This is a genomic window from Marinobacter sp. UBA3604 (assembly GCF_002375325.1).
In the GTDB taxonomy this organism is placed as follows: Bacteria; Pseudomonadota; Gammaproteobacteria; order Pseudomonadales; family Oleiphilaceae; genus Marinobacter; species Marinobacter salarius.
Genome location: NZ_DFMB01000008.1, coordinates 32,554 through 59,376 on the forward strand (window position 1 = coordinate 32,554; position 26,823 = coordinate 59,376).

The 26,823-nt window shown below is 57.5% G+C and carries 22 protein-coding genes; 4 read left to right on the forward strand and 18 right to left on the reverse strand.

Going from position 1 to position 26,823, the window contains the following annotated elements; translation table 11 throughout:
• Positions 1-98: 98 nt before the first annotated feature.
• Positions 99-869, reverse strand: a complete 771-nt coding sequence (locus B2590_RS01555; protein WP_007154058.1) for a ferredoxin--NADP reductase — start codon at positions 867-869, stop codon at positions 99-101.
• Between the two features lie 119 nt (positions 870-988).
• Here B2590_RS01555 and B2590_RS01560 point away from each other — a divergent pair, with 119 nt between their 5' ends.
• Complete coding sequence (locus B2590_RS01560) at positions 989-1,924, forward strand: LysR family transcriptional regulator (RefSeq protein ID WP_036205030.1); 936 nt, start codon at positions 989-991, stop codon at positions 1,922-1,924.
• 14 nt (positions 1,925-1,938) lie between these two features.
• Here the strand turns inward: B2590_RS01560 and B2590_RS01565 are convergent, their stop codons facing one another.
• On the reverse strand, positions 1,939-2,541 hold the full coding sequence (locus B2590_RS01565; protein ID WP_036205028.1) for a tRNA-(ms[2]io[6]A)-hydroxylase: 603 nt from the start codon (positions 2,539-2,541) through the stop codon (positions 1,939-1,941).
• A 194-nt stretch (positions 2,542-2,735) separates the two neighbouring features.
• Here B2590_RS01565 and acnB point away from each other — a divergent pair, with 194 nt between their 5' ends.
• Entirely contained in the window at positions 2,736-5,330 is a 2,595-nt protein-coding gene (gene acnB / locus B2590_RS01570) for a bifunctional aconitate hydratase 2/2-methylisocitrate dehydratase (protein ID WP_036205853.1), read from the forward strand.
• Positions 5,331-5,592: 262 nt separating this feature from the next.
• Here the strand turns inward: acnB and putP are convergent, their stop codons facing one another.
• From putP to B2590_RS01635, 13 genes are all read right to left on the reverse strand, one after another.
• On the reverse strand, positions 5,593-7,083 hold the full coding sequence (gene putP, locus B2590_RS01575) for a sodium/proline symporter PutP (protein ID WP_036205025.1): 1,491 nt from the start codon (positions 7,081-7,083) through the stop codon (positions 5,593-5,595).
• 214 nt (positions 7,084-7,297) lie between these two features.
• The gene (gene putA / locus B2590_RS01580; protein WP_075194788.1) at positions 7,298-10,477 is read right to left on the reverse strand and encodes a bifunctional proline dehydrogenase/L-glutamate gamma-semialdehyde dehydrogenase PutA; all 3,180 of its coding nucleotides are present in this window, start codon (positions 10,475-10,477) and stop codon (positions 7,298-7,300) included.
• Positions 10,478-10,678: 201 nt separating this feature from the next.
• Entirely contained in the window at positions 10,679-11,458 is a 780-nt protein-coding gene (locus B2590_RS01585) for an AraC family transcriptional regulator (RefSeq protein ID WP_136633329.1), read from the reverse strand.
• Between the two features lie 67 nt (positions 11,459-11,525).
• On the reverse strand, positions 11,526-12,158 hold the full coding sequence (gene tmk / locus B2590_RS01590) for a dTMP kinase (RefSeq protein WP_286810927.1): 633 nt from the start codon (positions 12,156-12,158) through the stop codon (positions 11,526-11,528).
• Complete coding sequence (gene mltG, locus B2590_RS01595) at positions 12,155-13,222, reverse strand: endolytic transglycosylase MltG (protein WP_151982523.1); 1,068 nt, start codon at positions 13,220-13,222, stop codon at positions 12,155-12,157. Before mltG ends, tmk begins: the two co-directional genes overlap by 4 nt.
• A 4-nt stretch (positions 13,223-13,226) precedes the next feature.
• Complete coding sequence (locus B2590_RS01600) at positions 13,227-14,042, reverse strand: aminotransferase class IV (protein ID WP_151982525.1); 816 nt, start codon at positions 14,040-14,042, stop codon at positions 13,227-13,229.
• Positions 14,043-14,049: 7 nt separating this feature from the next.
• Positions 14,050-15,297 (reverse strand): beta-ketoacyl-ACP synthase II, encoded by a 1,248-nt coding sequence (gene fabF / locus B2590_RS01605; RefSeq protein WP_036205013.1) that lies wholly within the window; start codon positions 15,295-15,297, stop codon positions 14,050-14,052.
• A 115-nt stretch (positions 15,298-15,412) separates the two neighbouring features.
• Positions 15,413-15,646 carry an acyl carrier protein gene (gene acpP, locus B2590_RS01610; RefSeq protein ID WP_007154069.1) on the reverse strand — a complete coding sequence of 78 codons (234 nt, stop codon included), beginning with the start codon at positions 15,644-15,646 and terminating at the stop codon, positions 15,413-15,415.
• A gap of 132 nt (positions 15,647-15,778) precedes the next feature.
• On the reverse strand, positions 15,779-16,522 hold the full coding sequence (gene fabG / locus B2590_RS01615) for a 3-oxoacyl-ACP reductase FabG (protein WP_007154070.1): 744 nt from the start codon (positions 16,520-16,522) through the stop codon (positions 15,779-15,781).
• Between the two features lie 16 nt (positions 16,523-16,538).
• Entirely contained in the window at positions 16,539-17,474 is a 936-nt protein-coding gene (gene fabD, locus B2590_RS01620) for an ACP S-malonyltransferase (protein WP_075194783.1), read from the reverse strand.
• 129 nt (positions 17,475-17,603) lie between these two features.
• Positions 17,604-18,605 (reverse strand): phosphate acyltransferase PlsX, encoded by a 1,002-nt coding sequence (gene plsX, locus B2590_RS01625; RefSeq protein WP_051946665.1) that lies wholly within the window; start codon positions 18,603-18,605, stop codon positions 17,604-17,606.
• 43 nt (positions 18,606-18,648) lie between these two features.
• Positions 18,649-18,828 (reverse strand): 50S ribosomal protein L32, encoded by a 180-nt coding sequence (gene rpmF / locus B2590_RS01630; protein ID WP_036205010.1) that lies wholly within the window; start codon positions 18,826-18,828, stop codon positions 18,649-18,651.
• 71 nt (positions 18,829-18,899) lie between these two features.
• Positions 18,900-19,454, reverse strand: a complete 555-nt coding sequence (locus B2590_RS01635; protein ID WP_075194781.1) for a YceD family protein — start codon at positions 19,452-19,454, stop codon at positions 18,900-18,902.
• A gap of 121 nt (positions 19,455-19,575) precedes the next feature.
• Here B2590_RS01635 and B2590_RS01640 point away from each other — a divergent pair, with 121 nt between their 5' ends.
• Entirely contained in the window at positions 19,576-20,211 is a 636-nt protein-coding gene (locus B2590_RS01640) for a Maf family protein (protein WP_075194780.1), read from the forward strand.
• On the opposite strand, the gene B2590_RS01645 is transcribed toward B2590_RS01640, so the two are convergent.
• The 3 genes from B2590_RS01645 to rluC are packed head-to-tail and all read right to left on the reverse strand — an operon-like array spanning position 20,178 to position 22,892.
• Positions 20,178-21,227: a S49 family peptidase gene (locus B2590_RS01645; protein ID WP_036205005.1), complete on the reverse strand. Its 1,050-nt coding sequence runs from the start codon at positions 21,225-21,227 to the stop codon at positions 20,178-20,180. The two genes, B2590_RS01640 and B2590_RS01645, sit on opposite strands and share 34 nt — an antisense overlap.
• Positions 21,228-21,252: 25 nt before the next feature.
• Positions 21,253-21,900, reverse strand: a complete 648-nt coding sequence (locus B2590_RS01650) for an HAD family hydrolase (protein ID WP_036205004.1) — start codon at positions 21,898-21,900, stop codon at positions 21,253-21,255.
• 50 nt (positions 21,901-21,950) lie between these two features.
• On the reverse strand, positions 21,951-22,892 hold the full coding sequence (gene rluC / locus B2590_RS01655; RefSeq protein ID WP_178380760.1) for a 23S rRNA pseudouridine(955/2504/2580) synthase RluC: 942 nt from the start codon (positions 22,890-22,892) through the stop codon (positions 21,951-21,953).
• Between the two features lie 704 nt (positions 22,893-23,596).
• On the opposite strand from rluC, the gene rne reads away from it, so the two are divergent.
• The gene (gene rne, locus B2590_RS01660) at positions 23,597-26,779 is read left to right on the forward strand and encodes a ribonuclease E (RefSeq protein WP_286810926.1); all 3,183 of its coding nucleotides are present in this window, start codon (positions 23,597-23,599) and stop codon (positions 26,777-26,779) included.
• Positions 26,780-26,823: the final 44 nt, after the last annotated feature.

The window sequence follows — 26,823 nt, forward strand, 5'->3', positions numbered from 1 at the left end:
ACAATTCACCTTTCAGACTGGCGCAAAATGCAAAAACCCCGAAGCTCTCACTTCGGGGTTTTGCGGACATTGGGATCAACCCTGGCGACGCGGAGGATTTACTGCTCCACGAAGGCCCTCTCGATCACATAGTGGCCGAGGTTACCATGGCGTGCTTCCTTGAACCCCATGTTATTGAGGATGGAGCAGGTGTCTTTCAACATGCTGGGACTGCCGCACACCATGAACCGGTCATTTTCCAGGTCAAATTCCGGAAGGTCCAGGTCCTTCGTCAGCTTGCCGTTTTCCATAGCGTCGGTCAGACGCCCAGTGTTACGGAAATCCTCACGGGTGACCGTAGGATAATAAAGCAGCTTGCCATCCACCATTTCACCGAAGAACTCGTTATTCGGCAGCTCCTCGATCTCGGACTGATAAGCCAGCTCGGACTTGTAGCGAACGCCATGGGTCACGATGACTTTATCAAAAGCCTCATAGACTTCCGGGTCCTTGATGATGCTGATAAAAGGTGCCAGACCGGTGCCCGTGCTGATCAGCCAGAGATTCTTGCCCGGCAGCAGGTTGTCCATTATCAGGGTACCGGTGGGCTTGCGGCTGACCATGATCTCGTCACCAACCTCAATTTTCTGCAGACGTGACGTCAGCGGGCCGTCCTGAACCTTGATTGAGAAGAACTCCAACTCCTCTTCATAGTTGGCACTGGCGATGCTGTAGGCACGCATCAGCGGCTTACCATCGGTTTCCAGGCCAATCATTGTGAAGTGGCCATTCTTGAACCGGAACCCCGGATCACGGGTGGTGGTGAAGCTGAAGAGTGTGTCGTTCCAGTGACGAACACTTGTTACACGCTCTTTATTCAGGTTGCTCATGGTATCGCCCGTTCGTTAGCCGTTAGCAAATAAGTAAAAATCATTGTGTAAATAGTAACCCAAGGGTAACCTATCGACAAAATGGGATATTTTCATAACCTTATTCGGAATTATCGATTATGAAGTTTAGCTTCCGCCAACTCGAGGTCTTCCTGGCTGCGGCGCACTTCCAGAACATCACCCGTGCGGCGGATTCCCTGGCCATGTCTCAGTCCGCGGCCAGTAGCGCCCTGAAAGAACTGGAGAGCCAGTTCGACATCCAGCTCTTCGACCGGGTCGGAAAACGACTGCAGCTCAATGAGCTCGGCCGTCTCTATCGGCCAAAGGTCGAGGCTTTGCTGGCCCAGGCCGGGGAACTGGAACAGGCGTTCAGCAAGCATACTGAAGTCGGCGCCCTGAAAGTCGGCGCTACCCTCACTATTGGTAACTATCTGGCTGTTGGCGTCATGGCCCAATACATGAATACCCCTACCCACCCGAAAGTGGCGCTTGAAGTGGCCAACACCCGCACCATAGCCCAGCGCGTCAAGGATTTTGAACTCGACATCGGGCTGATTGAAGGTGAACTGCAATCCTCTGAGCTGGAGGTTATACCCTGGCGAGGCGACGAGCTGGTGGTCTTTTGTTCCCCGGACCATCCCTTTGCCCGGAAGGGTAGGCTTTCGGATGCGGACCTTCGCTCGGCAACCTGGGTGATGCGTGAGCAGGGGTCCGGCACCCGGCAGACCTTTGAACGTGGCATGCACGGCCTGCTCCCAGACCTGGACATACTGCTGGAACTCGAGCATACCGAGGCGATTAAACGCGCGGTGGAAGCCAACCTTGGGATCGGCTGCCTGTCATGGGTGTGCCTTGCCGATGCGTTCAGGAGGGGCAGCCTCGTACCGTTGAAGGTCCCGGAGGAACGACAGTTCGACCGAACCTTCTATTTCATACTGCACAAACAGAAATATCGGAGCGCCGGCATCGACCGCTGGATTGACCTGTGCGAACAACTTCAGGATCCACCGCTTCCTGAGGAGCGCGGCCTGTTGTACGACAGGAAATCTTCTTGATCCCGCTTTAAAAGTCAGACTGGCCCGCTATGGAACCGGAACTCGGTGTCCGGTGTCTCAATCAGTTGTTGCTCCAGCGCGAGGAAGGTCGCAACCCGATCCTCCACCGAGTTTCCCGCGGCCTGCTCGGCTAATGTCAGGTAGTCACGGTAGTGTCGGGCTTCGGACTTCAGCAGCCCGGTGTAGAAATCTGACAGTGTCGCATCCAGATGCGGTGCCAGCGCCGCGAACCGCTCGCAGGAACGGGCCTCGATAATGGCACCCACGATCAGCACATCCACCAGCCGACCGGGATCTTCTGTGCGTACTTCCTGCCGCAACCCGGCTGCATATCGAGCCGGGCTCAGGTGACCATAACTCACCCCCCGCTTTTTCATGATAGCCAGCACCTGCTCGAAATGACGCAACTCTTCCCGCGCAAGACGCGACATCCTGTTGAGCAGGTCGGTGTTATCCACATAGCGATACATCAAACTCAACGCCGTGGACGCTGCTTTTTTCTCACAATGGGCATGATCAATCAGCATCAGGTCCTGATTGGCCAGGGCGTTTTCAATCCATCGCTGTGGCGTTTTGCAGGGCAGGAAATCGTGAATCTGGTCGAGGGAATCGGTCATTGTTTACAGCAGGTCGGCTTCTCGGGCACGGCAGTATACCGCAACAAACCACAATATCCGACCACAGTCCAACTTAACTTTATAAGGGGTTTCCTATAGAATGCAGCGCCAACTTAGCGCCTTTTCGCCATAAAACTCCCGCCAGGCAACGACGCCCAAGGCGCGGGACATTCCAACTGATGAGGGTCCATATCGTGTTAGAAGCCTATCGTGAACACGTTGCAGAACGCGAGGCTCTGGGCATTCCCCCGAAGCCTCTAAACGCTGAGCAGACCGCCGCACTGGTCGATCTCCTTAAAAACCCGCCAGCCGGCGAGGAAGAGACGCTGGTCTATCTGCTTGAAAACCGCGTTCCGCCGGGTGTGGACGAAGCCGCTTATGTAAAAGCTGCTTTCCTGACCGCCATTGTTAAGGGTGAAGCAACGTCTCCCCTGCTGGACAAGCCAAAGGCCGTTGATCTGCTGGGCATGATGCAGGGCGGTTATAACATCGCGACCCTGGTCGACCTGCTGGACGATTCTGAACTGGCCGAACAGGCCGGCGAAAAGCTCAAGCGCACCCTGCTGATGTTCGATGCCTTCAACGATGTGAAGGAAAAGATGGACGCCGGCAACGCGGTCGCCAAGGCTGTGGTTGAATCCTGGGCTAACGCCGAGTGGTTCACCAACAAGAAGAAGGTTCCTGAAAGCACCAAAATGGTGGTTTTCAAGGTTACCGGCGAAACCAACACCGACGACCTGTCACCGGCTCCCGATGCCTGGTCCCGTCCGGACATCCCGCTGCACGCCCGCGCTGCCTATAAAATGGAGCGTGATGGCCTGAAGCCGGAAGAGCCCGGTGTTACTGGCCCAATGAGTCAGATCGACGACATCAAAGCCAAGGGCCTGCCCGTTGCCTTCGTAGGCGACGTTGTTGGTACCGGCTCCTCACGTAAGTCTGCCACCAACTCAGTACTGTGGTTCTTCGGTGACGACGTTCCGGGTGTTCCGAACAAGCGCGCCGGTGGCGTGTGCATTGGTAACAAAGTAGCCCCGATCTTCTTCAACACCATGGAAGATGCTGGCGCCCTGGTTTTCGAAGCACCGGTTGACGACCTGAACATGGGCGACGTTATCGACATCCGTCCCTACGAAGGCAAGATCCTGAACGAGGCGGGTGAAACCATCTCGGAGTTCGGCTTCAAGTCAGAGGTTATCCTGGACGAAGTTCAGGCCGGCGGCCGTATTCCGCTGATCATCGGCCGTGGCCTGACCGCCAAGGCGCGCGCAGCACTGGGCATGGGCGCCACAGACATCTTCCGTCTGCCGAATGATCCGGAAGAAGGCACCAAAGGCTTTACCCTGGGTCAGAAGATGGTCGGCAAGGCCTGCGGTCTGGAAGAAGACAAAGGCGTTCGCCCCGGCACTTACTGCGAACCGCACATGACTACGGTCGGCTCCCAGGACACCACTGGTCCGATGACCCGTGATGAACTGAAAGACCTGGCCTGTCTGGGCTTCCAGGCCGACCTGGTGATGCAGTCATTCTGTCACACCGCCGCCTATCCGAAGCCGGTTGACGTGGAAATGCAGCACACCATGCCGGACTTCATCCGCACCCGCGGCGGTGTTTCCCTGCGCCCGGGCGATGGCATCATCCACTCCTGGTTGAACCGCATGCTGTTGCCGGACACTGTCGGTACCGGCGGCGACTCTCACACCCGCTTCCCAATGGGCATCTCCTTCCCGGCCGGTTCCGGTCTGGTGGCGTTTGCTGCAGCGACGGGCGTTATGCCCCTGGATATGCCGGAATCCGTCCTGGTTCGCTTCAAGGGCGAAATGCAGCCAGGCATCACGCTGCGCGATCTGGTACATGCGATCCCACTGTACGGCATCAAGCAAGGCATGTTGACCGTTGAGAAGAAAGGCAAGATCAACGAGTTCTCCGGTCGCATCCTGGAAATCGAAGGCCTTGAGCATCTGACCGTTGAGCAGGCGTTCGAGCTGTCTGACGCTTCCGCTGAGCGTTCCGCAGCCGGTTGTACGATCAACCTGTCTGAAGAGTCCGTGGCTGAGTACCTGCGTTCGAACATCACCATGCTGCGCTGGATGATCGCCGAAGGTTATGGCGACCCGCGCACCCTGGAGCGTCGCGCCCAGCAGATGGAAGAGTGGATTGCCGATCCCAAGCTGATGCGTGCCGACAAAGACGCCGAGTACTCCCACGTTGTGGAAATCGATCTGGCTGACATCAAAGAGCCGATCGTGTGCTGCCCGAACGACCCGGACGACGCCAAGTTCCTGTCCGAAGTCGCCGGCGACAAGGTCGACGAAGTGTTCATCGGTTCCTGCATGACCAACATCGGCCACTTCCGCGCTGCTGGCAAGCTGCTGGAGATGAACAAGGAGCCGCTGAAGACCCGCCTGTGGATGTCTCCGCCTACCAAGATGGACCAGGCGCAGCTGATGGAAGAAGGCTACTTCAACACCTACGGCACCGCCGGTGTTCGCACCGAAATGCCGGGCTGCTCCCTGTGCATGGGTAACCAGGCCCGCGTGGCAGCCAAGAGCACGGTGCTGTCCACCTCCACCCGTAACTTCCCGAACCGTCTGGGCGATGGTGCCAATGTGTACCTGACCTCTGCGGAACTGGCAGCGGTTGGTGCGGTACTGGGCAAACTCCCGTCTCCGGCGGAGTACATGGAGTACGCCAAGGACCTGAACAGCATGTCGAAAGAGATCTACAAGTATCTCAACTTCGACCAGATGGAGAACTACACCAAGAAGGCGTCTGAAGCGAACGTTGCTTAAGACCTGACCTTCTGGTTTAGCTCCATGGAAACGCCAGCCTTCGGGCTGGCGTTTTTTTGTTTGAAGTAAACGTTACGAGTCAGATCGGGCACGGTGTGGGGTGCCTTTTCTGCCGGGGAAAAGGTGTCTGAGCGCAGCGAGTTCTTTTTCCCAGAAGAAAAGGTACCCCGCGGCGGGCCCAGCCCCTTGTAAACAGACCTACAAAAAAAGGGGCTCCCGAAGGAGCCCCTGTTCTTACTCAGAGCGTTGAAAACGCGCCTGTTTACCGGGTGATGTGCTGATACTCACCGGCATCTTCAGTAACCGAGCTCACCACCATAATGGCAATGAAAGCAGCAATGAAGCCAGGAATGATCTCGTACACGCCAGGACCACCCATGAACTCACCGTTCCAGCCCAGAGAGATCCAGATCATGACCGTGGCAGCACCCACAACCATGCCTGCGATGGCGCCAGCGCCGTTTGTGCGCGGCCACATCAGTGACAGGATAATCAGCGGGCCAAATGCGGCGCCGAAGCCTGCCCAGGCGTTACTGACCAGGGCCAGAACCTGAGAGTTCGGGTCGGAGGCAATAACCGCAGCTACCAGGCCTACCAGTACAACACACACACGGCCTACGCCGACGCATTCTTTGTCGGTCGCTTCTTTACGCAGGAACAGGCGATAGAAGTCTTCGGTCAGTGAAGAAGACGACACCAGCAGCTGGCTGGAAATGGTACTCATGACTGCAGCAAGCAGTGCCGCGTAGAGGAAGCCTGTGATCAGCGGATGGAACAGAAGATCTGAGAGCAGGATAAAGATCGTTTCCGGATCTTCGATATTCATACCATTGCGAATCGCGTACGCCCGGCCAAACACACCGAGGGAGACGGCGCCAATCAGGGAGATAAGCATCCAGGACATGCCGATGTTACGGGCAGTCGGTACTTCATCCAGCGTACGGATCGCCATGAAACGCACAATGATGTGTGGCTGGCCGAAATAGCCCAAACCCCAGGTTACCGCAGACAACCAACCGATGAGCGTCAGGCCTTCCGTCCACGACAGTAGCGTGGGGTCGACTTCGTTCAGGGTTTGCGACGCCTGGGCGAAACCACCGCCGCCTTCACCAAAGAGGACAACCGCCGGCATGATGACCAGTGCCAGCATCATGATGCAGCCCTGTACGAAGTCCGTCATGCTTACTGCCAGGAACCCGCCGACCACGGTGTAGGCCAACACCACACCCAGCGTGATGACGATACCAACCGCATAGTCGCTCAAACCACCGAAATTGAAGATGCCGGAGAATGCACTCTCAAACAGCTTGCCGCCCGCAACCAGGCCGGATGCCGTGTAAACCGCGAAGAAGATAACGATGACGATGGCTGACACGGTACGCAGCGAAAGCGCCTGTGTCGGGAACCGGTTTGCCAGGAAGGACGGGATGGTGATCGCATTGCCATAGTGAACCGTCTGTTCACGAAGACGCGGCGCTACCAAGGTCCAGTTAAAAAACGCACCCACGAGCAGGCCGATACCGATCCAGGCCGATCCCAGGCCCGATGCAAACAGCGCCCCGGGCAACCCGAGAAGCAACCAGCCACTCATATCCGAAGCACCGGCCGACAGGGCCGCTACCTTTGGACTGAGGGCTCGCCCACCCAACATGTAATCTTCGGATGAAGACGTAGCTCTGCGCATGGCATAAACGCCGATGGCGATCATGAGCGCAAAGTAAGCAAATAGACTGATCCAAACTCCAATAGCCATGAAACTCCTCCAGTTCAAATGGACGGAATCAACTCCGACCGTTTAGCGCGCTTACCACGGTGAACCCGGTAGTCGCACCCTTTGTTTTTTTGACTCGCTAAACTACTCACGTCATTAAGGCGCTACGGCTTACAACGCCTGCCTCCCCATCTCAATACTTACCTCCTATCGTTCAGGTTTTCGTTCCGCACTGCCTTGTGAGCAAAGCGTCCTATCAAACCTTTTCAATGCCAAGCGACAACAGTGACGCGTTTCCACCCACCGCTGTGGTGTTGATGGTGCGGGTTCTCTCCGTCGCAAACCGTAGCAGGTAGTGCGGCCCGCCAGCTTTGGGACCGGTACCGGAAAGTCCCCGCCCCCCGAAAGGCTGAACACCAACAACCGCGCCAATCTGGTTTCGGTTAACGTAGGTATTGCCCACTTTTACCCGCCGCTCGATATAGGCCGCTGTGGACTCACTTCTGCTGTGAATACCCAGGGTAAGTCCATAACCCGCCGCATTAATTTCATCGATCACATCGTCCAGCTTCTCTGCAGTGTAGCGGACTATATGGAGAACAGGGCCGAAGTGTTCGTCTTTCAACTCGTTGATACTTGAAATGGCGTAGGCGGACGGTGGAACAAAGTAGCCGTCGCGGCAGGCCTCCGGTATTGGCGCCTGCGATACCAACCTGGCATGTTTGCCAAGCTCGGTCAGATGGGCTTTCAGACCATCCCGCGCTTCTTGATCAATCACCGGTCCGACATCGGTGCTGTGACGCTCAGGGTTGCCGACCATCAGTTCCTGCATGGCGCCCGCCAGCAGGCTTTCTGTGCGCTCAGCGACCTCTTTCTGGATATAGAGCACACGCAGTGCCGAGCAACGCTGCCCGGCACTGGCGAAAGCGGACTGGATGACATCCCTGACCACTTGCTCCGGCAGCGCACTGCTGTCCACAACCATGGCATTCTGTCCGCCGGTCTCGGCGATGAAGGGCACAATTGCCCCCTCACGCTGCGCCAGAGTGCGATTGAGTATGTGCGCTACCTGTGTAGAGCCGGTGAAGGCGACGCCGGCAATTCTGGGGTCCGGGGTCAGTTTGCCGCCGATTGTTGCGCCATCACCGGGTAAAAATTGAATCACATCGGGTGGGAAGTCAGCTTCCAACATCAGTTCAAAAGCCCGTTGAGCAACCAGACTTGTCTGCTCCGCAGGCTTGGCGATAACAGCATTTCCTGCCACCAACGCCGCCATCACCTGGCCAGTAAAAATAGCCAGGGGGAAATTCCAGGGGCTGATGCAGAGGAAGACGCCCCGCCCTTCCATGTAAAGCTCATTGCTCTCGCCCGTGGGGCCAGGTAGAGCCAAGGCCTTGCCAAAGCGGGATCTGCCCTGGAGGGCATAATAGCGACAGAAATCGACGGCTTCGCGCACCTCGTCGATACCATCCTGTATGGTTTTCCCGGCTTCACGGCAGCAGATCGCCATCAGCTCCTGCATATTTGCTTCCATCAGCTCGGCGTATCGCTCGAGACAGGCGGCACGATCCTCCACCGGACGCTCCCGCCAGGAAACAAAACCTTCCGTTGCAACGACCAGGGCTTCTTCCGCCTGGGCTTCGGTCGTCCAGTACACCTGACCAACGTGTTGGGAGCGATCGTAGGGCGCATGGATATCACTCCGCTCTCCGTCCCGGCGCTTTTCGCCGCCAATGACCGGTGCAGCTTCCCAGCGTTTCTTTGCCCATTGGCCAAGATGATTCAGCAACGGATCCAGATGAGCCGCTACATGGATATTCATCCCTTTGGAGTTGCGCCGCTCGTTGCCAAAGATATCGACGGGCAATGGAATTCGGTCGTTGGGCAGTGAGTCGTATCCCTGCAGTTCCTGAACCGGATTCTGCACCAGAGCCTCTATGGGCGTTGCCGCGTCCACCAACCGGTGAACAAATGAGGAATTTGCCCCATTCTCCAGCAGCCGTCGTACCAGGTACGGCAACAGATCCTTGTGAGCTCCCACAGGGGCGTAGATGCGAACCGGAAGATTGTTGTCCTCAAGGATGCTGTTGTAGAGGGCGTCTCCCATACCGTGCAGGCGCTGGAACTCGATCCTGCGCCCTTTGTTCCTCGCCATGGTCAGAACCGAGGAAACCGTATGGGCGTTGTGGCTCGCAAGCTGCGGATACAACGCTCCTTCGGTGTAGTCACTCAGCAAATAACGCAGACACGCCAGATAGGAGGTGTCGGTAGCCTCTTTGCGCGTAAATACGGGGTAGCCCTCCAGGCCCAACTGCTGGCAGATTTTGATCTCGGTGTCCCAGTAGGCCCCTTTGACCAGGCGAATGGGGATCTCGTCACCCTGCTGTTTCGCCAGTTTGGTCAACCAGCACAATACCGGCAAAGCACGCTTGGAATAGGCCTGGATAACCAGGCCAAAACCACCCCACCCCTTTGCAACCGGTGATGTAAATGCCTTCTCAAACAGCTTTAGCGAGATTTCCAGCCGATCCATTTCCTCGGCATCGATGGTAATGGATACCTTCTTTTCCCGCGCAAACGTCAGCAGGTCAATGACTGTTGCGTAAAGCTCTTCCAGAACCCGCTCTTCCTGGGACGCCTCGTATCGAGGGTGCAGGGCTGATAGCTTGATGGAAATTGAGGGCGCTGGTGCCCGGCTGTCCGGGTAGGTATCGGTTCCCACGGACTCAATGGCATCCATGTAGTCCTTCAGGTAACGGTCAGCGTCGCCCCTGGTCATTGCCGCTTCGCCGAGCATGTCGAAGGAGTAGGTGTAGCCCAAATCCCGGTACTCGCGGGCGTTCCTCAATGCTTCGTCGATATCCCGTCCGAGCACGAACTGTTTGCCCATAATGGCCATGGCCTGGTACATCGCGCTCCGAATGACCGGCTCGCCACTACGCTTGATAAGACGCTTCCAGATACTGGACGGGGAACCGTCCAGTCGTTTATCCATCTTGACCACACGACCAGTCAGCAGCAGCCCCCAGGTGGAGGCATTGACCAGGGTCGACTCACTGCGGCCCACGTGCTTCTTCCAGTCAGCGTCCGACAGCTTGTCCTGAATCAACGCATCGGCGGTGTATTTGTCGGGGATACGCATCAACGCCTCGGCCAGACACATCAGCAGGATGCCTTCTTCGGTATCCAGGCTGTATTCCTGCAGCAGTGCGTCGACCATATGGACGGAGTCGTCCTGCTCGCGGACCTTTCTGATCAGGCTCGTTGCCGTTTCAGTGACGTCTCGATGCTCAGAAGCATCGCTTTGGGCAAGGGGGATCAGTTCGTTGAGGTAACGTGTTTCGTCGACGGCGTAGTTGGCAGTAATCGCTTGCCAGAAGAACGACTTTGGCTGTTCCTGAAATGCAGGCTCGAGCACCTTGCTTGCATTGAACATCTGAGCGCCTCGCCGACGGTTCCCGTCTATGGCCGGGCCCCTCGAACTTTTATTATGGTTGGGTCAGGCAACGCGTACGTACCGTACTGCGCTGTGACGTGATCAGCTACCCTGTTAAGTTAGTATTACTACGGACTTCAGGCTTACAAAATCCTACGATTCTTTTGTAAATTCGTCCGAAAATGAGGCTTTTTTAACAAATCAGGCGACTTTGTCACCAAAACGCAATCTGGAGGGCGTCGTACCTTTGTGTTTTCTGAGCGCGTTGGTGAGGGCACTCTGGGAGGAAAACCCAGTCCGGTAACTGATTTCGGAGACCGAAAAGGAAGTCATGGTCAGGAATTGCACGGCCTGGTCAAGCCGGGTCTGGAGCAGAAACTGGTGGGGGGTAATACCCGTCACATCACGAAACATCTCGTGGAAGCGGCTGACACTGAGGCAGGCCACACCGGCAAGATCGCTCACCGTTATCTTTCGCTGGATATTCTCCATGATGTAACGGCGGATCGTGTCGGGGCTGATGGCATGGCGGTTCTGGCGCACCTCCCTGCCTTCGTTCAGGCGCCCGGCCATACAGTGCAGGATGCTTGCCCCCATGTGCCGCTGCATATCCTGATTATCCGGCGAGCGATCGAACTCTCCCGCCACGAACTGAACCAGCCCTTGCAGCTTATTGTCCAGAACCAGTGTGCGCGGCCGCTCAAACAGAGGCGCGAGTGTTTCATACTCACTGTGCTCAGGACTATTTATGGCCGGCATGTAGGGATCGAGGTTGATAACCAGAACGTGGTTCTGCAGATCACCACAGTAATCGTGGCGCGCTTCAGTGGGCACCAGGCAGGCTCGCCAGGTGTCCAGGTGTGAACCTGTTCCATCCACACTCAGGTCGGCCTCTCCACGAACACCGACAACAATCTGATGATGCTCGTGACGATGATGGTGTGAAGCGGTGGGAAGCTTGAGCAAACGTGCGTCCAACATGCCCGCGATCCGGAAATTTCCTGAGAATGTAGCTCAATTAAAGCAGATCATCGGCAAACTTGCACGACTACGCCCGACTCACCAGACTCCGAAGCAGGCCCGCGACCTCGTCGCTGACCGCCTCAATCGGCTGGGAGGCGTCCACGATGTGATAACGGCCCGGCGCGCTGGCGGCGCGAGCGAGATAGGTCTCGCGTATTCGCTCAAAAAACGCTACCGCTTCCTGTTCGAACCTGTCCAGATCCCCCCGATGGCGGGCACGGGTCATACCGGTTTCCACCGGTGCGTCCAGCAGGATAACGTGATCCGGGCGCACCGTGCCCTGCACCAGGCTTTCCAGTAGCGCTATGCGATCGGCGGGCACACCACGCCCTCCCCCCTGATAGGCAAAGGTGGCGTCGGTGAACCGGTCACACAGAACCCAGCGACCAGCCTCCAGTTCAGGAAGAATACGCGTATGAAGGTGTTGTGCCCTGGCGGCGAACATCAGCAGCAGCTCGGTGGTTTCGTTCACGGGCTCATCACGCGGCGCCAGCAAGAGCTCGCGAATGGACTCCGCCATCGGGGTGCCGCCGGGCTCTCGGGTTACAACGCATTCAACGCCAAGCGCGTCCAGCGTACTTGCGGCGTTCGCCAGTTGAGTGGACTTACCAACCCCTTCCGTACCTTCAAAGGTAATAAACTGCCCTCTGCAGGTCATTGGCCACCCTCTTCCGCTGTTGTATCCGGAGACGGTGCTGGAGACGAACGGTAGTCTGAACGGCGGTTGAGCTGAAACGCCCTCACGGCCTTCTGGTGCTCCGCCAGGGTTTTAGAAAACTTGTGGGTGCCATCGCCACGCGCCACAAAGTAGAGCGTATCGCCTTCAGCCGGATTCAGCGCCGCATGAATCGCTTCCCGGCCGGGCAACGCGATGGGAGTGGGCGGAAGTCCGTCGATCCGATAGGTGTTGTAGTCAGTGTGGGTTCGCAGATCCTTGCGAGTGATACGCCCCTGGTATTTCTCTCCCATCCCATAGATGACCGTAGGATCGGTCTGCAACCTCATACCTTTCTCCAGGCGCCGGACAAAGACGCCGGCCACTTCCTCCCGCTCATGAACCGCACCGGTTTCGCGCTCAACGATCGACGCCATAATCAGAGCGTCATAGGGAGCATCGTAAGGCAGGTTTTCAGCCTTGGCCTGCCATTCCGTCGCAAGCACCTCTTCCATTCGCTCAAAGGCCCTGCGTAACAGGTCAAGGTCGGTTTCACTGCTGGTAAACAGGTAGGTATCCGGAAAGAAGCGGCCCTCGGGATGCGCCCCTTTGGCACCCATCGCTTCCATGATCCGGTCGTCGGCCCAGTCGGCGGTCACCTGCCCAAGACGCTCACTGCTGGCGAGCGCGGCGCGCATGTCACGGAAGGTCCAGCCTTCGATAAACTGAATCTGCCAGTGTTTGGTGTCACCGGCGACCATCGCATTGATCATGTCGAGACTGGTCATGCCATCGGTGAACTCATATTCGCCAGCCTTTAATAGCGCCTGCTCCGGGTAAAGACGACCATGAATCTTCAGCCACAGACTGTCGCCCACAAGGCCTTCCGCTTCGAGTTTACGCGCAACCTGACCGTAACCGCTCCCGGAGGGCACGCTGAACAGAACCGGCTCATCCAACGCTACAGGTTGCTCAAGGGTCTGAAGCCCCTGCCATAACCAGAGACCACCCCCGGCAAGCGCCAGGACGGAGAGACAGAACACACAGATGAGTAACTTCTTGAACAAGCTTTTATTCCAAAGTTTTCAGAGGGTCGCAGATTGTCTCAAGCCCATCATCAACTGGCAAATCAACGCTGCCCAATCTGCGAACCGCGACAATACCCACAACGCTGTTAACGAGATACAGCCCACGCAGCCCGGGTGACGACAGCAACGCAGGCTGGATGATTTGCTCCCGGATGGTATGGCCGGATGCGCGCAGACACTCAAGGGCGAACTGCCGCATGACGCCGGCCACTGCAAGGCTCTCAACCGGAGGGGTTACCCACTCTCCCTCCATCCTGATAATGAGGTTGGTTCGCGTCCCCTCAAGCAACTGCCCGTCGGCGTTCGCCATGATCAGTTCGAATTCCTCGCCACTGAACTCACGGCTTGCCATCACCTGCTCCAGCCGGTTCAGGGTCTTGATACCCGCCAGCCTCGGATTCACGGTGAGTGGAAACTTGGACAGCGCTGCAACCACTCCTCCCGGAGGGGGAAGTATGGGCATCGGAGAGGAGGTGACAATCAGGCTTGGCTCACACTCGACAGGAGACCGATAACCTCGCCCGCCACTCCCTCGAGTGAGGACGAGCTTCAGCACCCAGTCGTCGCCGTATTGGGACGCCAGATCGCAACCCGAGCGGCTAATTTCAGCATCCAGGTCACTGCGCTCAACCGGAATGCCCAAGCGGCCAGCATCGGCCACCATACGATCCAGATGGTATGAGCGCAGCACGGCTTGCCGGCCACGCATACGGATGGTTTCAAACAACCCATCACCGTAGGCCAACCCCCGGTCTGTCGCTGAAACTCCATTGCCGTCGGGGCGAATAACGTTCAACACAACCCGGTCAATCCTCGTAACGACGGAAAATCAGGGTGCCGTTTGTACCACCAAAGCCAAAAGAGTTGGACAACGCAACCCGGACATCAGCTTTGCGGCTCTTACCGGCCACAAAATCCAGGTCACAACCATCATCGGGATCGTCAAGGTTGACGGTCGGCGGCAGCATACCTTCCCGGATCGCCAATACCGAGAAAATCGCCTCAACGGCCCCGGCAGCGCCAAGCAAGTGCCCGGTCATGGATTTGGTGCTGCTGACAGCCAACTTGTAAGCGTGGTCGGCAAATACCGATTTCACGGCAGACACTTCTGCCAGGTCTCCCACGAGCGTCGAAGTGCCATGGGCATTGATGTAGTCGATGTCGTCGGCGCCGAGCCCGGCATCGCGAATCGCATTCTTCATGGAGCGCGCGGCACCCTCACCGTTCTCTGGGGGAGCAGTTATATGGAACGCATCGTCGCTCATACCGAAACCGATCACTTCGCCATGAATGGTGGCACCACGGCGTTTCGCGTGCTCGAGATCCTCCAGCACCAGCACGCCGGCGCCGTCGCTGAGCACAAAGCCGTCCCGGCCACGATCCCACGGCCGGCTGGCCTTTTCCGGGTCGTCATTGCGGGTGGACAGCGCACGCGCTGCCGAAAACGCGGCAATTGAGCTTCGGGTGGTGGCCATTTCCGAACCGCCGGCCAACATCACATCGGCATCACCGTAAGCAATGGTGCGCGCTGCATAGCCAATGTTATGGGTGCCGGTCGTGCAGGCTGTCACGATGGCGATGTTTGGGCCCTTATAGCCAAAGCGGATAGCCACGTTTCCTGAAATCATGTTGATTACGGAGGCTGGCACAAAGAAGGGAGACACTTTTCGCGGCCCGGACTTCTCCATCGTGATCACGTTTTTCTCGATGTATTCAAGACCGCCTATGCCTGAGCCGATGGCAACCCCTACCCTTTCACGATCAAGATCGGTGTACTCATCAAGACCACTGGCATCTACCGCCTGTTGAGCGGCGATCAGGCCGTAATGAATGAAGGCATCCAGTTTTCTGGCGTCCTTCGTGGACAGGTACGGTTCAATATCCAGGTTCTTGATGCCACCGCCGATTCGTGTGTTGTATCCGGTGGTATCAAAACGGTCGATTCCGGCAATGCCGCTGCGACCGGAACAAATGCCGTCCCAGGACGAATCCACATCGTTACCCAGTGGCGAGAGCATTCCCATGCCTGTGATTACAACACGTCGTTTAGCCATACCCCTTCACCTGAGTTCCTTGCTGATCATGGACTGGAATTCCTGCCAATAAAAAAGCCGTCCGATGTCTAGTCACATGGACGGCTTTTTGCCTGGCGATAAAGCGTGCAGAGTATCAGGTGTGCGCGACGATGTAGTCGATCGCGTCCTGGACACTCGCCAGCTTTTCCGCTTCCTCGTCGGGAATCTCGGTCTCGAACTCTTCTTCGAGTGCCATGACCAGCTCAACGGTGTCCAGTGAGTCAGCGCCAAGGTCCTCTACAAAAGAAGATGTGTTCTGAACTTCGGACTCTTTAACGCCCAACTGCTCACAAACGATCTTCTTCACGCGCTCTTCAACTGTACTCATAATGTCCTCACTTTTGTGTCAACCAAGCAACTTAAGTGCTGCCAGTTTAGTTTAAACCATACCTGCAAACAAGCAGGGGTTCCATTCAAACATGTTGTGCGACAAGGGTTTGCGCACACGTCCCCGCAGGGACTATCCCATGTACATACCGCCGTTCACGTGGATCGTTTCGCCCGTCACGTAACCAGCGGCCTCCGACGCCAGGAAGGCAACCACCGCAGCCACTTCTTCCGGCTCACCCAGACGACCGGCAGGTATGACTTCCATCATAGCCTCGCGTTGCTTGTCGTCCAGTTTTCGGGTCATATCCGTATCGATAAATCCGGGCGCTACGCAATTGGCGGTAATGCCCCGGTTCGACATTTCTTTCGCCAGGCTGCGGGTAAAACCCTCAACTCCGGCCTTGGCAGCGCAATAGTTGGCCTGTCCGGGGTTACCCATACCAGCCACAACCGAGCTGATATTGATCACCCGACCCCATCGCGCCTTGGCCATTCCCCGCAATACGGCCTTGCTGGTCCGGTAGACGCTGGACAAGTTGGTTTCCACCACCGACGCCCAGTCATCGTCCTTCAGCCGCATCAGCAGATTATCACGAGTGATCCCTGCGTTGTTGACCAGGATCGCCGGCGCACCGGCTTTCTCGTTGATTTCCTTCAGGCCAGCCTCGATGCTGTCTGGGTCGGCGACGTTCATTACGATACCGAAACCCTTCGCGCCTGCTGCTTTCAGGTCAGCGGAAATCGACTCGGCGCCATTCTCACTGGTTGCCGTACCGACCACCATGGCGCCCTGATCTGCCAGCGCCTTTGCAATGGCCTTTCCGATCCCGCGAGTTGCACCCGTTACCAGCGCTGTTTTGCCTTCAAGAGACATGTGTTGCTCCTATTTATTACTGTCCAAATGCCTCTGACGCCTTTGCCAGCGCATCCGGCTCGTCAATGCCGTAAACCGACAATTCACGGTCAATGCGCTTCGCCAGCCCTGCAAGGACTTTACCGGCGCCGCACTCTACAGCGATCCGCACATCATTTGCCACCAGTTTACGAACGGTATCGGTCCACAACACCGGAGAGTATAGCTGCTTGACCAGATTAGCCTTGAGGGATTCACTGTCCTGGGCGACGGAAGCGGTAACATTCTGAACTACCGGGATGACAGCATCGTTAAACGTTACTTCGTCCAACGCGGTTGCCAGTTCCTCCGCGGCTCCCTTCATCAGGGCACAGTGGGAAGGCACACTCACCGGCAGTGGCATGGCCTTGCGGGCGCCTCGGGCCTTGCAGGCTTCGATGGCGCGTTCGACCGCTCCAGCAGCACCAGCAATCACTACTTGCCCAGGGGCATTGAAATTGACGGCGGCAACCACGTCACCATTCGCCGCTTCGGCACAGGCGGCGGTTACGTCGTCGTCTTCGAGACCAAGAATGGCTGCCATCTTGCCTTCGCCGGCTGGCACGGCGGCCTGCATGAGCTCGCCACGCAGTTGCACCAGTTTAATGGCATCAAAAAAGTTCAGGCTTTCCGCTGCAACCAGCGCACTGTACTCACCCAGGCTGTGCCCGGCGACAAAGTCAGGCGCCTGCCCTCCTGCTACAAACCACTGCCGCCAGAGCGCGACGCTCGCCGCCAACAGCGCTGGCTGGGTAACCGTGGTCTGATTAAGCTCTTCCGCAGGGCCATGCTGGCACAGGTGCCAGAGATCATACCCCAGTACATCGGAGGCTTCGGAAAACGTTTTTTCTATGATCGGCCAGTTCTCGGCTGCTGCTCCCAGCATACCGACAGACTGCGATCCTTGTCCGGGAAAAATAAAGGCTGATTTCATAGTGGGAATCTTACCGTCAATGAGGGGTTACGGGAGATTAGCCAATAGTACAACCTGAGGGCCGATCCGGCCAATCTAGCAAAAATGGGGAGAGACTTTAGTCTCAGGGACAGGTTAAGGCTTGAGCACTCAGATCATCAGGTCATCGAGACGGTCGTTTATGCGGCTGGGCACTTCCAGCTCAACTTCACGAACCGCCTGACGTATGGCGGCCAGCATGGCGCGCTCGTTGGCGTTGCCATGGCTCTTTATCACCACCCCTTGGAGGCCAAGGAGACTGGCACCGTTGTGCCTTGAGGGGTCCATAAGCCGGAGCAGCCGTCCGATGATCGGCCGCGCGAAGAAGCCGACGCACTTGCCGTAAAACGTTTTCGTAAAGGCTTGTTCCAGCAATTCAATCAGCAGACCGGCAACACCCTCACCCGTCTTCAGGGCAATATTCCCGACGAAACCGTCGCACACCACCACATCCGCCACGTCGCGGAACAGATCACTGCCCTCGATGTATCCGATGTAGTTGATGGTATCGCACTGGGCCAGCATGTGAGAGGCAAGCCGCACTTGCTCATTGCCCTTGATTTCCTCTTCGCCAACATTAAGCAGAGCGACTCGAGGTTCTGGCTGATTACAGATGGCCGATGCCATCAGTGAGCCCATCAGTGCGTACTGATAGAGGTTTTCCGCAGTGGAGTCCACGTTGGCGCCCAGATCGAGCACGTGGCAACGCCCCCGAAGCGACGGAATCAGTTTGGCGATTGCAGGGCGCTCAATACCCGGGTACATACGGATAACAGAACGGCCGAACGCCATGAGCGCGCCGGTATTGCCAGCACTGACACAACCTTGAGCAACGCCATCGCGAACAAGCCCCAGCGCCACGGCCATGGACGAATTGCGTTTGTGGCGAAGCGCATGGGAGGGCCGCTCATTCATCCGCACGACATCGGCAGCTTCGACGATACGAATCCGCGAGTGCCCAGGATGCAACAAAGCCTCGAGCTCACTCCGGATTCCTACCAGAACGAGACTCAAGGCTTCGTTTTCTTTCACCGCATCCAGTGCAGCGGAGGCCACAACATCGGCTCCGCGATCACCACTCATGGCGTCAATTGCGATGGTGACCGGCTTCACCGTTCCTCCATCTCGCACTGGCGGGTGGATTGATCGCGACGGTTTACTCGTCGCGAGCCTCAATTACCTGCTTGCCACGGTAGAAACCGTCCGGCGACACGTGGTGACGACGATGCACTTCACCAGTCGTGGTGTCAGTGGACAGAGCTGCCGTGCTCAGAGCATCGTGTGAACGACGCATACCGCGCTTTGAGCGGGTTTTTCGATTTTTCTGTACAGCCATGATTATGCTCCTGACCTGATAAACGTGTGTTCGTTAAATTCGCGACGGTTTCCAGGGAAAACGACGCCTGATTAATGTTTCTTTGTCTTGAGATCCGCCAGTACGCTGAACGGGTTGTCTTCAGACTTCCTGACCGGCTCGTCCCCGGATTCATCCGGTTCAAAGGCTTCCAGCTCTTCTCGGGCGGGACATTCGTCACGCTCATGAAGCGGAAACGGCGGCAGAACCAGCAACAGTTCGTCCTCAGTCAAGGACCACAAATCCGCGCTGAAATCGTCCGTCAGAAACGGTTCAAGCTCTTTTGGCAACTGCTGGGCCTGCTCATCGCTGGTCACCAACCCCAATGTAAAGTGGGAGACCAGTGTCTTTTGCATGGGCCCCATGCAGCGCTGACACTCCAGGGTAACCGGTGCTTCCAGCTCACCTGTCACCATGCGTCGGCGTTCGCCGTCCATGGAGAATGACAGGCTCACCCGGCACACTGCGCCGTCCTCAAAACCAAATACAGAATCACCAAAACGAGACAATGCCTGCAGAGGAATTTCTCCCTCCAACACTATTTGTTGCTCTGCCAATCGGTAAGGATCGACAGTTTTGGGCAGCTCGGTGCTTGAGGCTTTTGACATAGGCGCGCAATTTTAGGGACCTGACCGCCCGCTGTCAAAGACTTCATGCGCTTTTGGGCAAGGGTTACACTGCGGATAGGTGTATTCTACGATAATACCAAGCAATGACATAAGGAACCCAATGCAACACCGCCCACTTCTGCTTGCCTCATCATCACCTTACCGGCGACAGCTGATGGAACGGCTGGGACTGCCCTTCCAGGCCGCATCACCGAACGTCGATGAATCACCAGAGATAAGTGAAGGCCCGGAACAGCTGGCCGTGCGACTGGCGCTAAAGAAAGCAGAAGCACTCGCCGGGGATTATCCTGACCACTGGATCATCGGCTCTGACCAGGTTGCCTGCCTCGAGGATGGCACCGTGCTGAACAAGCCGGGAAACCATGAGCGCGCCGTGCAGCAGCTGAAGCGCAGCAGCGGCCAGAGAGTCTCATTCCTGACGGGCCTGGTACTGCTGGATTCCGGCACTGACGAACGGCAGAGCCACTGCGAACACTTCCACGCCCATTTCCGGGAGCTAGACGCGGACGAAATCGACAACTACCTACACATTGAGACGCCCTACGACTGCGCAGGCAGCTTCAAAATGGAAGGCTTGGGCATCACCCTGTTCAAGCGACTGGAAGGGGACGATCCGAACAGCCTGATCGGGCTGCCGTTGATCGCACTCACCAGAATGCTGCTAAATTGGGGGCTGAATCCACTGCATCAGCCCCACGACCCTCAGCGCAGCTCCAGCCGCGATTCAGCGAAGTAGCGGGCAATACCACTGCCTACAGAAACGCCGAACTGGTCAACAATTTCCTGGAACGGCGATTCTCGGCGGCTGTAGTCCACAAGATCCTCCTGGCCGATAACCTGTCTTGCCACATGCGAAGAACTGCCAAGACCATCGATCAGGCCAAGCTCAAGCGCCTGCTCACCACTCCAGACCAGCCCTGAGAACAGTTGCTCGTCATCCGCAAGCCGATCACCCCGCCCCTTCCGCACACTCTCGATAAACTGACTGTGAGTGGTTTCCAGAACGTCTTGCCAGAATTGCACCTCTTCTTCTTCCTCCGGTGAGAACGGATCCAGGAACGCCTTGTTCTCACCCGCCGTGTACAGACGGCGGTCGACCCCCAGTTTGTCCATGATCCCGGTAAATCCGAAACCTCCGGCCACCACACCGATGGAACCCACGAGACTCGCCTTGTCGGCGTATATTTCATCAGCAGCCGCAGCAATATAGTAGGCGCCAGAGGCACCAATATCGGAAATCACCGCATACACTTTTTTCTCCGGATACTCACCCCTCAGCCGAACGATTTCGTCATAGACGTAACCGGACTGGACCGGACTGCCGCCCGGACTGTTGATGCGCAGGATCACCCCCACCGAATTCTCTGCCTCAAACGCTTCGCGCAGGGAACCTACAATGTTGTCGGCGCTGGCGAGCTCATCCGCCGCAATAGTGCCCTCGATCTCCACGAGTGCCGTATGCTTTCCCTTGGCAGCGGATTCCAGCGCACCGCTTAGCGGGAACTGGATCATCAGCAGCAAGGCAAAGAGATACCCGAACGTCAGCAGCTTGAAAAATATCCCCCAGCGGCGGCTTTTTCGCTGCTCTGACTGCAGAGACATCACCAACTTTTCGATCAATTTCCAATCACGAGCCGACTCCGGCGGCATCGCCGGCTTGCGGCGACTTCCCTCAGGCCTTTTCGCCCCGCTTTCCGGGTTTTCTGGTTCGCTCCCCCAGCCAGGATGCCTGTCTGATTCCCAATCGCTCATTGCTACTTCCTGTTACTGTTGCGGCTCAGAGGCCGAGTACGTCGCGCAGGTCTTTTACCGAATCGACGACCGCGTGCGGTGCGTAATGCCCCAGCACATCACGTTTATGCACACCCCACTCCACACCAATAGACGGCATCCCGATACGCTGGGCCATCTCAAGATCGTACCGGGTATCGCCGATCATAACCGCTTCCGCCGGCTCAATGCCGTAAAAGCGGATGATCTCTCCGAGCATCGCCGGGTCGGGCTTGGAGCGGGTTTCATCCGCGCAGCGAGTAATATCAAAATGCGGCCCAAGCCCGCTGGACACCAAAGCACCTTCCAGGCCGCGGCGGCTCTTGCCGGTGGCCACCGAGCAGCCGCGCCCCGCTGCACGAAGGTCAGCCAGTACGTCCGCCATGCCCGCAAACACATTCTGGGGCGTAGTCACCTTGGAGAAAAAATAACGGGCATAACCTTCGCGAATCGCCGTCATTTCCTCCCGCGTTATACCGGGATACAGCTTTTCCAGAGCTTCAATCATGCCCAGGCCGATGATATCGCGATAGGCTTCCCGCTCCAGTTCCGGATACCCCAGCTCGGTGGCCGCCTGATGAAGGCTGTCGGCAATATGATCAACGGAATCCACCAGCGTTCCGTCCCAGTCAAAAATCACGACCTTTACGTCCATTGATACTTCCTTGGTGCGGTCATTCTGCTTGCGAACCACAGAACAACGGATTATTCGGAGGCCTTCCGGCGCGCCGCCAGCTTGGCCATGAGTTCGCTGAAAGCCTCATCATAGGGAGCCTCAAGATGAACTGACTCTCCCGTGGAGGGCAGCGTAAAGTCCAGGGCGCGGGCGTGGAGCATTAAACGCTGACCGCCGGCGGAACGAAATGCCCGCAGGCTTACATCATCCATATACTTGTCATCGCCGGCAATCGGATGCCCCGCCCAGGCACTGTGAACACGGATCTGATGGGTGCGACCGGTTACCGGTGAGGCCTCAACCAGGGTATACCCTGAAAAGGAGTCCAATACCCGGAAGCGGGTGAGAGAGTCCTTTCCTGCCTCATCCACGCGAACACGGCGCTCACCGGAGCCAAGCTCAAACCGCAGCAACGGCTCGCTGACCTTCCTGACAGCCCCAGGCCAGTCGCCCGCCACCAGAGCATGATAATGTTTACGAATACGCTTGTGACGCAACTCGTCCTGCAAATAACGCAACGCAGAACGCTTCTTTGCAACCATCACCAATCCCGATGTATCCCTATCAAGCCGATGCACGAGTTCCAGAAACCGGGCCTCCGGCCGCGCCGCCCGCAAGACTTCGATCAGCCCGAAATCCAGCCCGCTACCACCGTGAACCGCTATACCGGATGGCTTATTAACCACCAGCATCTGATCATTTTCAAACACCACCGCGTCCTGCATGACCCCCTGAACCCGGGAGCCTGGAACTACCTGCGCCGGCTTTTCCTTTCGGGTAACCGGTGGAATGCGCACCTCATCACCCGTATTCAGACGGGTGTCGGGCTTCACCCTGCCCTTGTTCACGCGCACCTCGCCCTTGCGGATAATCCGATAGATGATACTGCGCGGTACATCCCGGATCTGCGCCATCAGGTAGTTGTCCACGCGCTGACCGTGGTTATCCTCATCAACCACCACCTTTCGCACACCCTGCCTGATTTCGCCACCTCTGGAGCCGGGCACAGAGCTACTCTTTTCGCCACTGACAGGCTGCGATGACGAAGAGGGACGTTTTTGCCTGGTCGATCTGGACATGGATACCTTACCGCTGGAAACCCTGCGGGATTGAAGGAGCCGGCGAATACTGTTATATTCCGGCGTACTCTGCCGTTTGTCTACGGCCTGGCCAGTATGCCAGAAGCCGGAGCGGCAGGAGTATACCGACACTATTTGAGAGTTTGAACGCCGAAAGCCCAATCATTACCGGGCTCGGCGATTGAAATCCTCCCGGGCCAAAACGGAAGACGCTGATTACAGCGACTGTCCAGAAGCCGGGGGAACAAGAAACCGTACGGAAAACCGTCGGGCGACATCGCGAAGAATCATTACCAGCACGCAGGGCCGGGCCGTCCAGCATACGAATACGACGTGAGACCCAGGCACCCGCGTGAACCTGAAAACGGATAACATGCGCCAACAGACTCTGACCCAAAGCGACTCTTTCCTGCCCACAGGCAGGCGAACCGTCGGCGGTGGCCTCGGAACCCCGGGAAAATTCCCCGCAGGGATCTGATTCGTCTGGCCGTCGGATTACCCCTGTTACAAGGGGCCCACGGCACGCAAGTTCTGCTTCGCTGATGCTATTCCCCAGGTTTTCTGTCCAAACCAAACGACAGGAACCATTTCTTTCCATGAAAAGAATGCTGATCAATGCGACTCATCCCGAAGAGTTGCGCGTAGCCCTGGTTGACGGCCAGCGTCTGTTTGACCTCGACATCGAATCCAGCTCCCGTGAGCAGAAGAAAGCCAATATCTACAAGGGTCGCATAACCCGTGTAGAGCCAAGCCTGGAAGCCGCTTTTGTGGACTTCGGCGCGGAACGCCACGGATTCCTTCCTCTCAAAGAAATCTCCAAGGAGTATTTCAAGAAATCACCCGGCCAGATTGAAGGCAAGATCAACATCAAGGATGTGGTTGCCGAAGGTCAGGAAGTCATTATTCAGGTGGATAAGGAAGAACGTGGCAACAAGGGTGCAGCCCTCACCACCTTTATCTCCCTTGCGGGCCGATACCTCGTGCTCATGCCCAACAATCCTCGCGCCGGCGGCATTTCCCGTCGTATCGAAGGTGAAGAGCGGGCGCAGCTGAAAGAGGCCATGAACGATGTACAGGTGCCCAAGTCCATGGGCATCATCGTTCGTACCGCCGGCATCGGCCGCACCACCGAAGAGCTGCAGTGGGACCTGGACTACCTCGTCCAGTTCTGGGAGGCCATTACCCAGGCCGCCGGTGAGCGCAAGGCGCCGTTCCTTATTCACCAGGAAAGCAACGTCATTATCCGCGCTGTACGCGACTATCTTCGCCAGGACATTGGTGAGGTACTGATTGACGCCGCAACGGTGTACGAGGATGTATTGAACTTCGTTCGCGCCGTCATGCCCTCGTTCGAAAACAAGATCAAGCTGTACAAGGACGAAATCCCCCTGTTCAGCCGTTACCAGATCGAAGGCCAGATCGAGACCGCGTTCCAGCGTGAAGTGAAGCTGCCCTCCGGTGGCTCCATCGTGATCGATCCCACCGAGGCACTGGTGTCCATTGACATCAACTCCTCCCGTGCCACCAAGGGCCACGACATTGAGGAAACCGCGCTCCAGACCAACCTGGAAGCGGCGGAAGAGATTGCCCGCCAACTGCGTCTCAGGGACATGGGCGGCTTGATCGTGATCGACTTTATCGACATGACCCCGGCCAAGCACCAGCGCGAAGTCGAGCAGAAGATGCGCGAAGCACTGGAAATCGACCGCGCCCGGGTACAAGTGGGCAAGATTTCACGCTTTGGCCTGCTTGAAATGTCTCGCCAGCGTTTGCGCCCATCCCTGGGCGAGACCCGCAGCGAAGTCTGCCCTCGCTGTGAAGGCCAGGGCACCATCAGGGGCATTGAGTCTCTGGCCCTGAGCATCATGCGCCTGATCTACGAGGAATCCTCCAAGGAAAAGACTGGCCAGGTCCGTGCCGTGGTGCCCGTCGCCGTTGCCACATTCCTGCTAAACGAGAAGCGCAAGCAGTTGGCCGACATCGAAGCACGCCAGGAAGTGGAAGTGGTGGTGGTTCCCGCACCTCACATGGAAACACCTCACTTCGAAATCCTGCGCATGCGTGACGATGAGACCGGCGTGGAGCATGTATCGAGCTACCAGGTCGCTCAGGAATACAGTGAACGGGAAGAAGAAATCTTCGAGGCCCCTGCTGCCCAGCCACCGGTCCGCGAACAGGCAGCGGTGAAAGCCATTCGCCCGGTTGCGCCCGCACCTGCCCCGGAAAAGGCAGCGCAAGAAACCCCGGCCGAACAGACTGATGGCCTGTTCCGCAAACTTGGCCGCAAGATTGCGGATTTCTTCAGCGGTGAGGAAGTCATCGGTGAACCACCGGTGAAACGGGAACAGCCTAGCGGCTCCAACCGTGACGACCGCCGTACCCAGGACCGCCAGGACCGTCGTAAATCCAGGGTGGCCCGTGACGACAACCGTTCCGGAAATCGCAGTGGCGCTGACCGCCGTCAGGCCGGCGCCAATCGTGGCGACAGCAGCCGCAGCGATGACAACCGGGGACGTAACCGAGGTGCAAACCGCAATCGCGGAGACGACCAGGGCCGCAGTGGCCAGGGCCAGCAGGGAAGTGCTGACAAGAGCGCCGACAAGACAGCCGATAGCCGCAGGGATGGCAACCGCAAAGACGGCCAGGGACGCGGGCAAGGGCGCAACAAGCCCCAGACCAGCAGGGACCAGAAGGACCGCCAGGAACAACAGGACACCAGTCCCCAGAAAAGCGCTGCCGCCGACAAGTCCGGCTCCGATGAAAAACGTCGCAAACCAAGACGTAATCGTAATCGCGACGGCTCCCCTGCTGAAAACCCGGCGTCAACACCGGCAGATCGGAAGTCCGCCCGCAGCGAAAGGCATCAGAAGGATACTCAGCCGGAAGAGCAGACCGACAAGCAACCTGCAACTCAGCCCGTAGGAAAGCCGGACGTAGCCGCGGCCAATACGGCAGAGCCCAAGCCGGCGGAAAGCGTGGCTGAAAAGCCTGCCGAAGCGACGTCAGCGGAAAGCGCGACAGAAGCACCGGTCGAGAAATCGGCGACGAAACCTGCGGAACCAACGGCCGAAAGTGCGGAGCCCAATAAAGCGCCTGAAAAACAGCCGCAGCCGGCAACGTCTGGCACCGCGAAGCCCGCCCAGCCGGACACCGCGGGCAATGAGGCAGTGAAATCTGAAGCAGAGTCCGAGACTATTGCTGAGGAGAAGCCGAAACGCCCTGCCCGTCCACGCCGGTCATCCAGGAAACCAGCTGAAAAGAAGGCTGAACCCACCGACGCAGATGCGACGACGGCCGACAAGGCTGAAAAGGCAACTCCGGGCAAAGAAACCCCAGAGGCCGTGGTAGAGGCCGAAACCCCCAAGCAGGAAGTGGATGCCAAGCCACAACCAACAGAAGCTGACACCAAACCCAAGGCGGAATCCAAGGCTGAATCCAAGGCTGACAGCACTGCTGACGCTGAGCCGACGGCAACCAAAACCGAGAAAGCGGAACAACCCGATACCGCCACCCCGGCGAGCGAGCCGGCAGCAGCGGATACGGTGAAAGAACCGCAGGAAACGACCAGCAAACCAGCGGCGGAACCGAAAGCCGAGGCCTCCGAGGCAGAGGAAACGCAAAAACCTGCAGAGAAGCCGGTTGAGCCCGCGGCTGAGCAAGAAAAGCCGAGTGAGCAGGTGAATGTACCGGTAACCCCGGGCCGTGCCTACAATGATCCGAGGGAAGTCCGTAAGCGTCAGCGGGCAGCCGAAGAGGCCAAAAAGGCCGGGAGTAACTGACGAATGCTATCAGATTCGGACATCGAAGCGCTGGAAGACATCCT

What these genes read in the sequence shown, in the direction of transcription:
- B2590_RS01555 (WP_007154058.1), bottom strand. Translation starts at nt 869, where the DNA reads ATGAGCAACCTGAATAAAGAGCGTGTAACAAGTGTTCGTCACTGGAAC.
- B2590_RS01560 (WP_036205030.1), top strand. Translation starts at nt 989, where the DNA reads ATGAAGTTTAGCTTCCGCCAACTCGAGGTCTTCCTGGCTGCGGCGCAC.
- B2590_RS01565 (WP_036205028.1), bottom strand. Translation starts at nt 2,541, where the DNA reads ATGACCGATTCCCTCGACCAGATTCACGATTTCCTGCCCTGCAAAACG.
- putP (WP_036205025.1), bottom strand. Translation starts at nt 7,083, where the DNA reads ATGGCTATTGGAGTTTGGATCAGTCTATTTGCTTACTTTGCGCTCATG.
- putA (WP_075194788.1), bottom strand. Translation starts at nt 10,477, where the DNA reads ATGTTCAATGCAAGCAAGGTGCTCGAGCCTGCATTTCAGGAACAGCCA.
- B2590_RS01585 (WP_136633329.1), bottom strand. Translation starts at nt 11,458, where the DNA reads ATGTTGGACGCACGTTTGCTCAAGCTTCCCACCGCTTCACACCATCAT.
- tmk (WP_286810927.1), bottom strand. Translation starts at nt 12,158, where the DNA reads ATGACCTGCAGAGGGCAGTTTATTACCTTTGAAGGTACGGAAGGGGTT.
- fabF (WP_036205013.1), bottom strand. Translation starts at nt 15,297, where the DNA reads ATGGCTAAACGACGTGTTGTAATCACAGGCATGGGAATGCTCTCGCCA.
- acpP (WP_007154069.1), bottom strand. Translation starts at nt 15,646, where the DNA reads ATGAGTACAGTTGAAGAGCGCGTGAAGAAGATCGTTTGTGAGCAGTTG.
- fabG (WP_007154070.1), bottom strand. Translation starts at nt 16,522, where the DNA reads ATGTCTCTTGAAGGCAAAACAGCGCTGGTAACGGGTGCAACTCGCGGG.
- fabD (WP_075194783.1), bottom strand. Translation starts at nt 17,474, where the DNA reads ATGAAATCAGCCTTTATTTTTCCCGGACAAGGATCGCAGTCTGTCGGT.
- rpmF (WP_036205010.1), bottom strand. Translation starts at nt 18,828, where the DNA reads ATGGCTGTACAGAAAAATCGAAAAACCCGCTCAAAGCGCGGTATGCGT.
- B2590_RS01635 (WP_075194781.1), bottom strand. Translation starts at nt 19,454, where the DNA reads ATGTCAAAAGCCTCAAGCACCGAGCTGCCCAAAACTGTCGATCCTTAC.
- B2590_RS01640 (WP_075194780.1), top strand. Translation starts at nt 19,576, where the DNA reads ATGCAACACCGCCCACTTCTGCTTGCCTCATCATCACCTTACCGGCGA.
- B2590_RS01645 (WP_036205005.1), bottom strand. Translation starts at nt 21,227, where the DNA reads ATGAGCGATTGGGAATCAGACAGGCATCCTGGCTGGGGGAGCGAACCA.
- B2590_RS01650 (WP_036205004.1), bottom strand. Translation starts at nt 21,900, where the DNA reads ATGGACGTAAAGGTCGTGATTTTTGACTGGGACGGAACGCTGGTGGAT.
- rne (WP_286810926.1), top strand. Translation starts at nt 23,597, where the DNA reads ATGAAAAGAATGCTGATCAATGCGACTCATCCCGAAGAGTTGCGCGTA.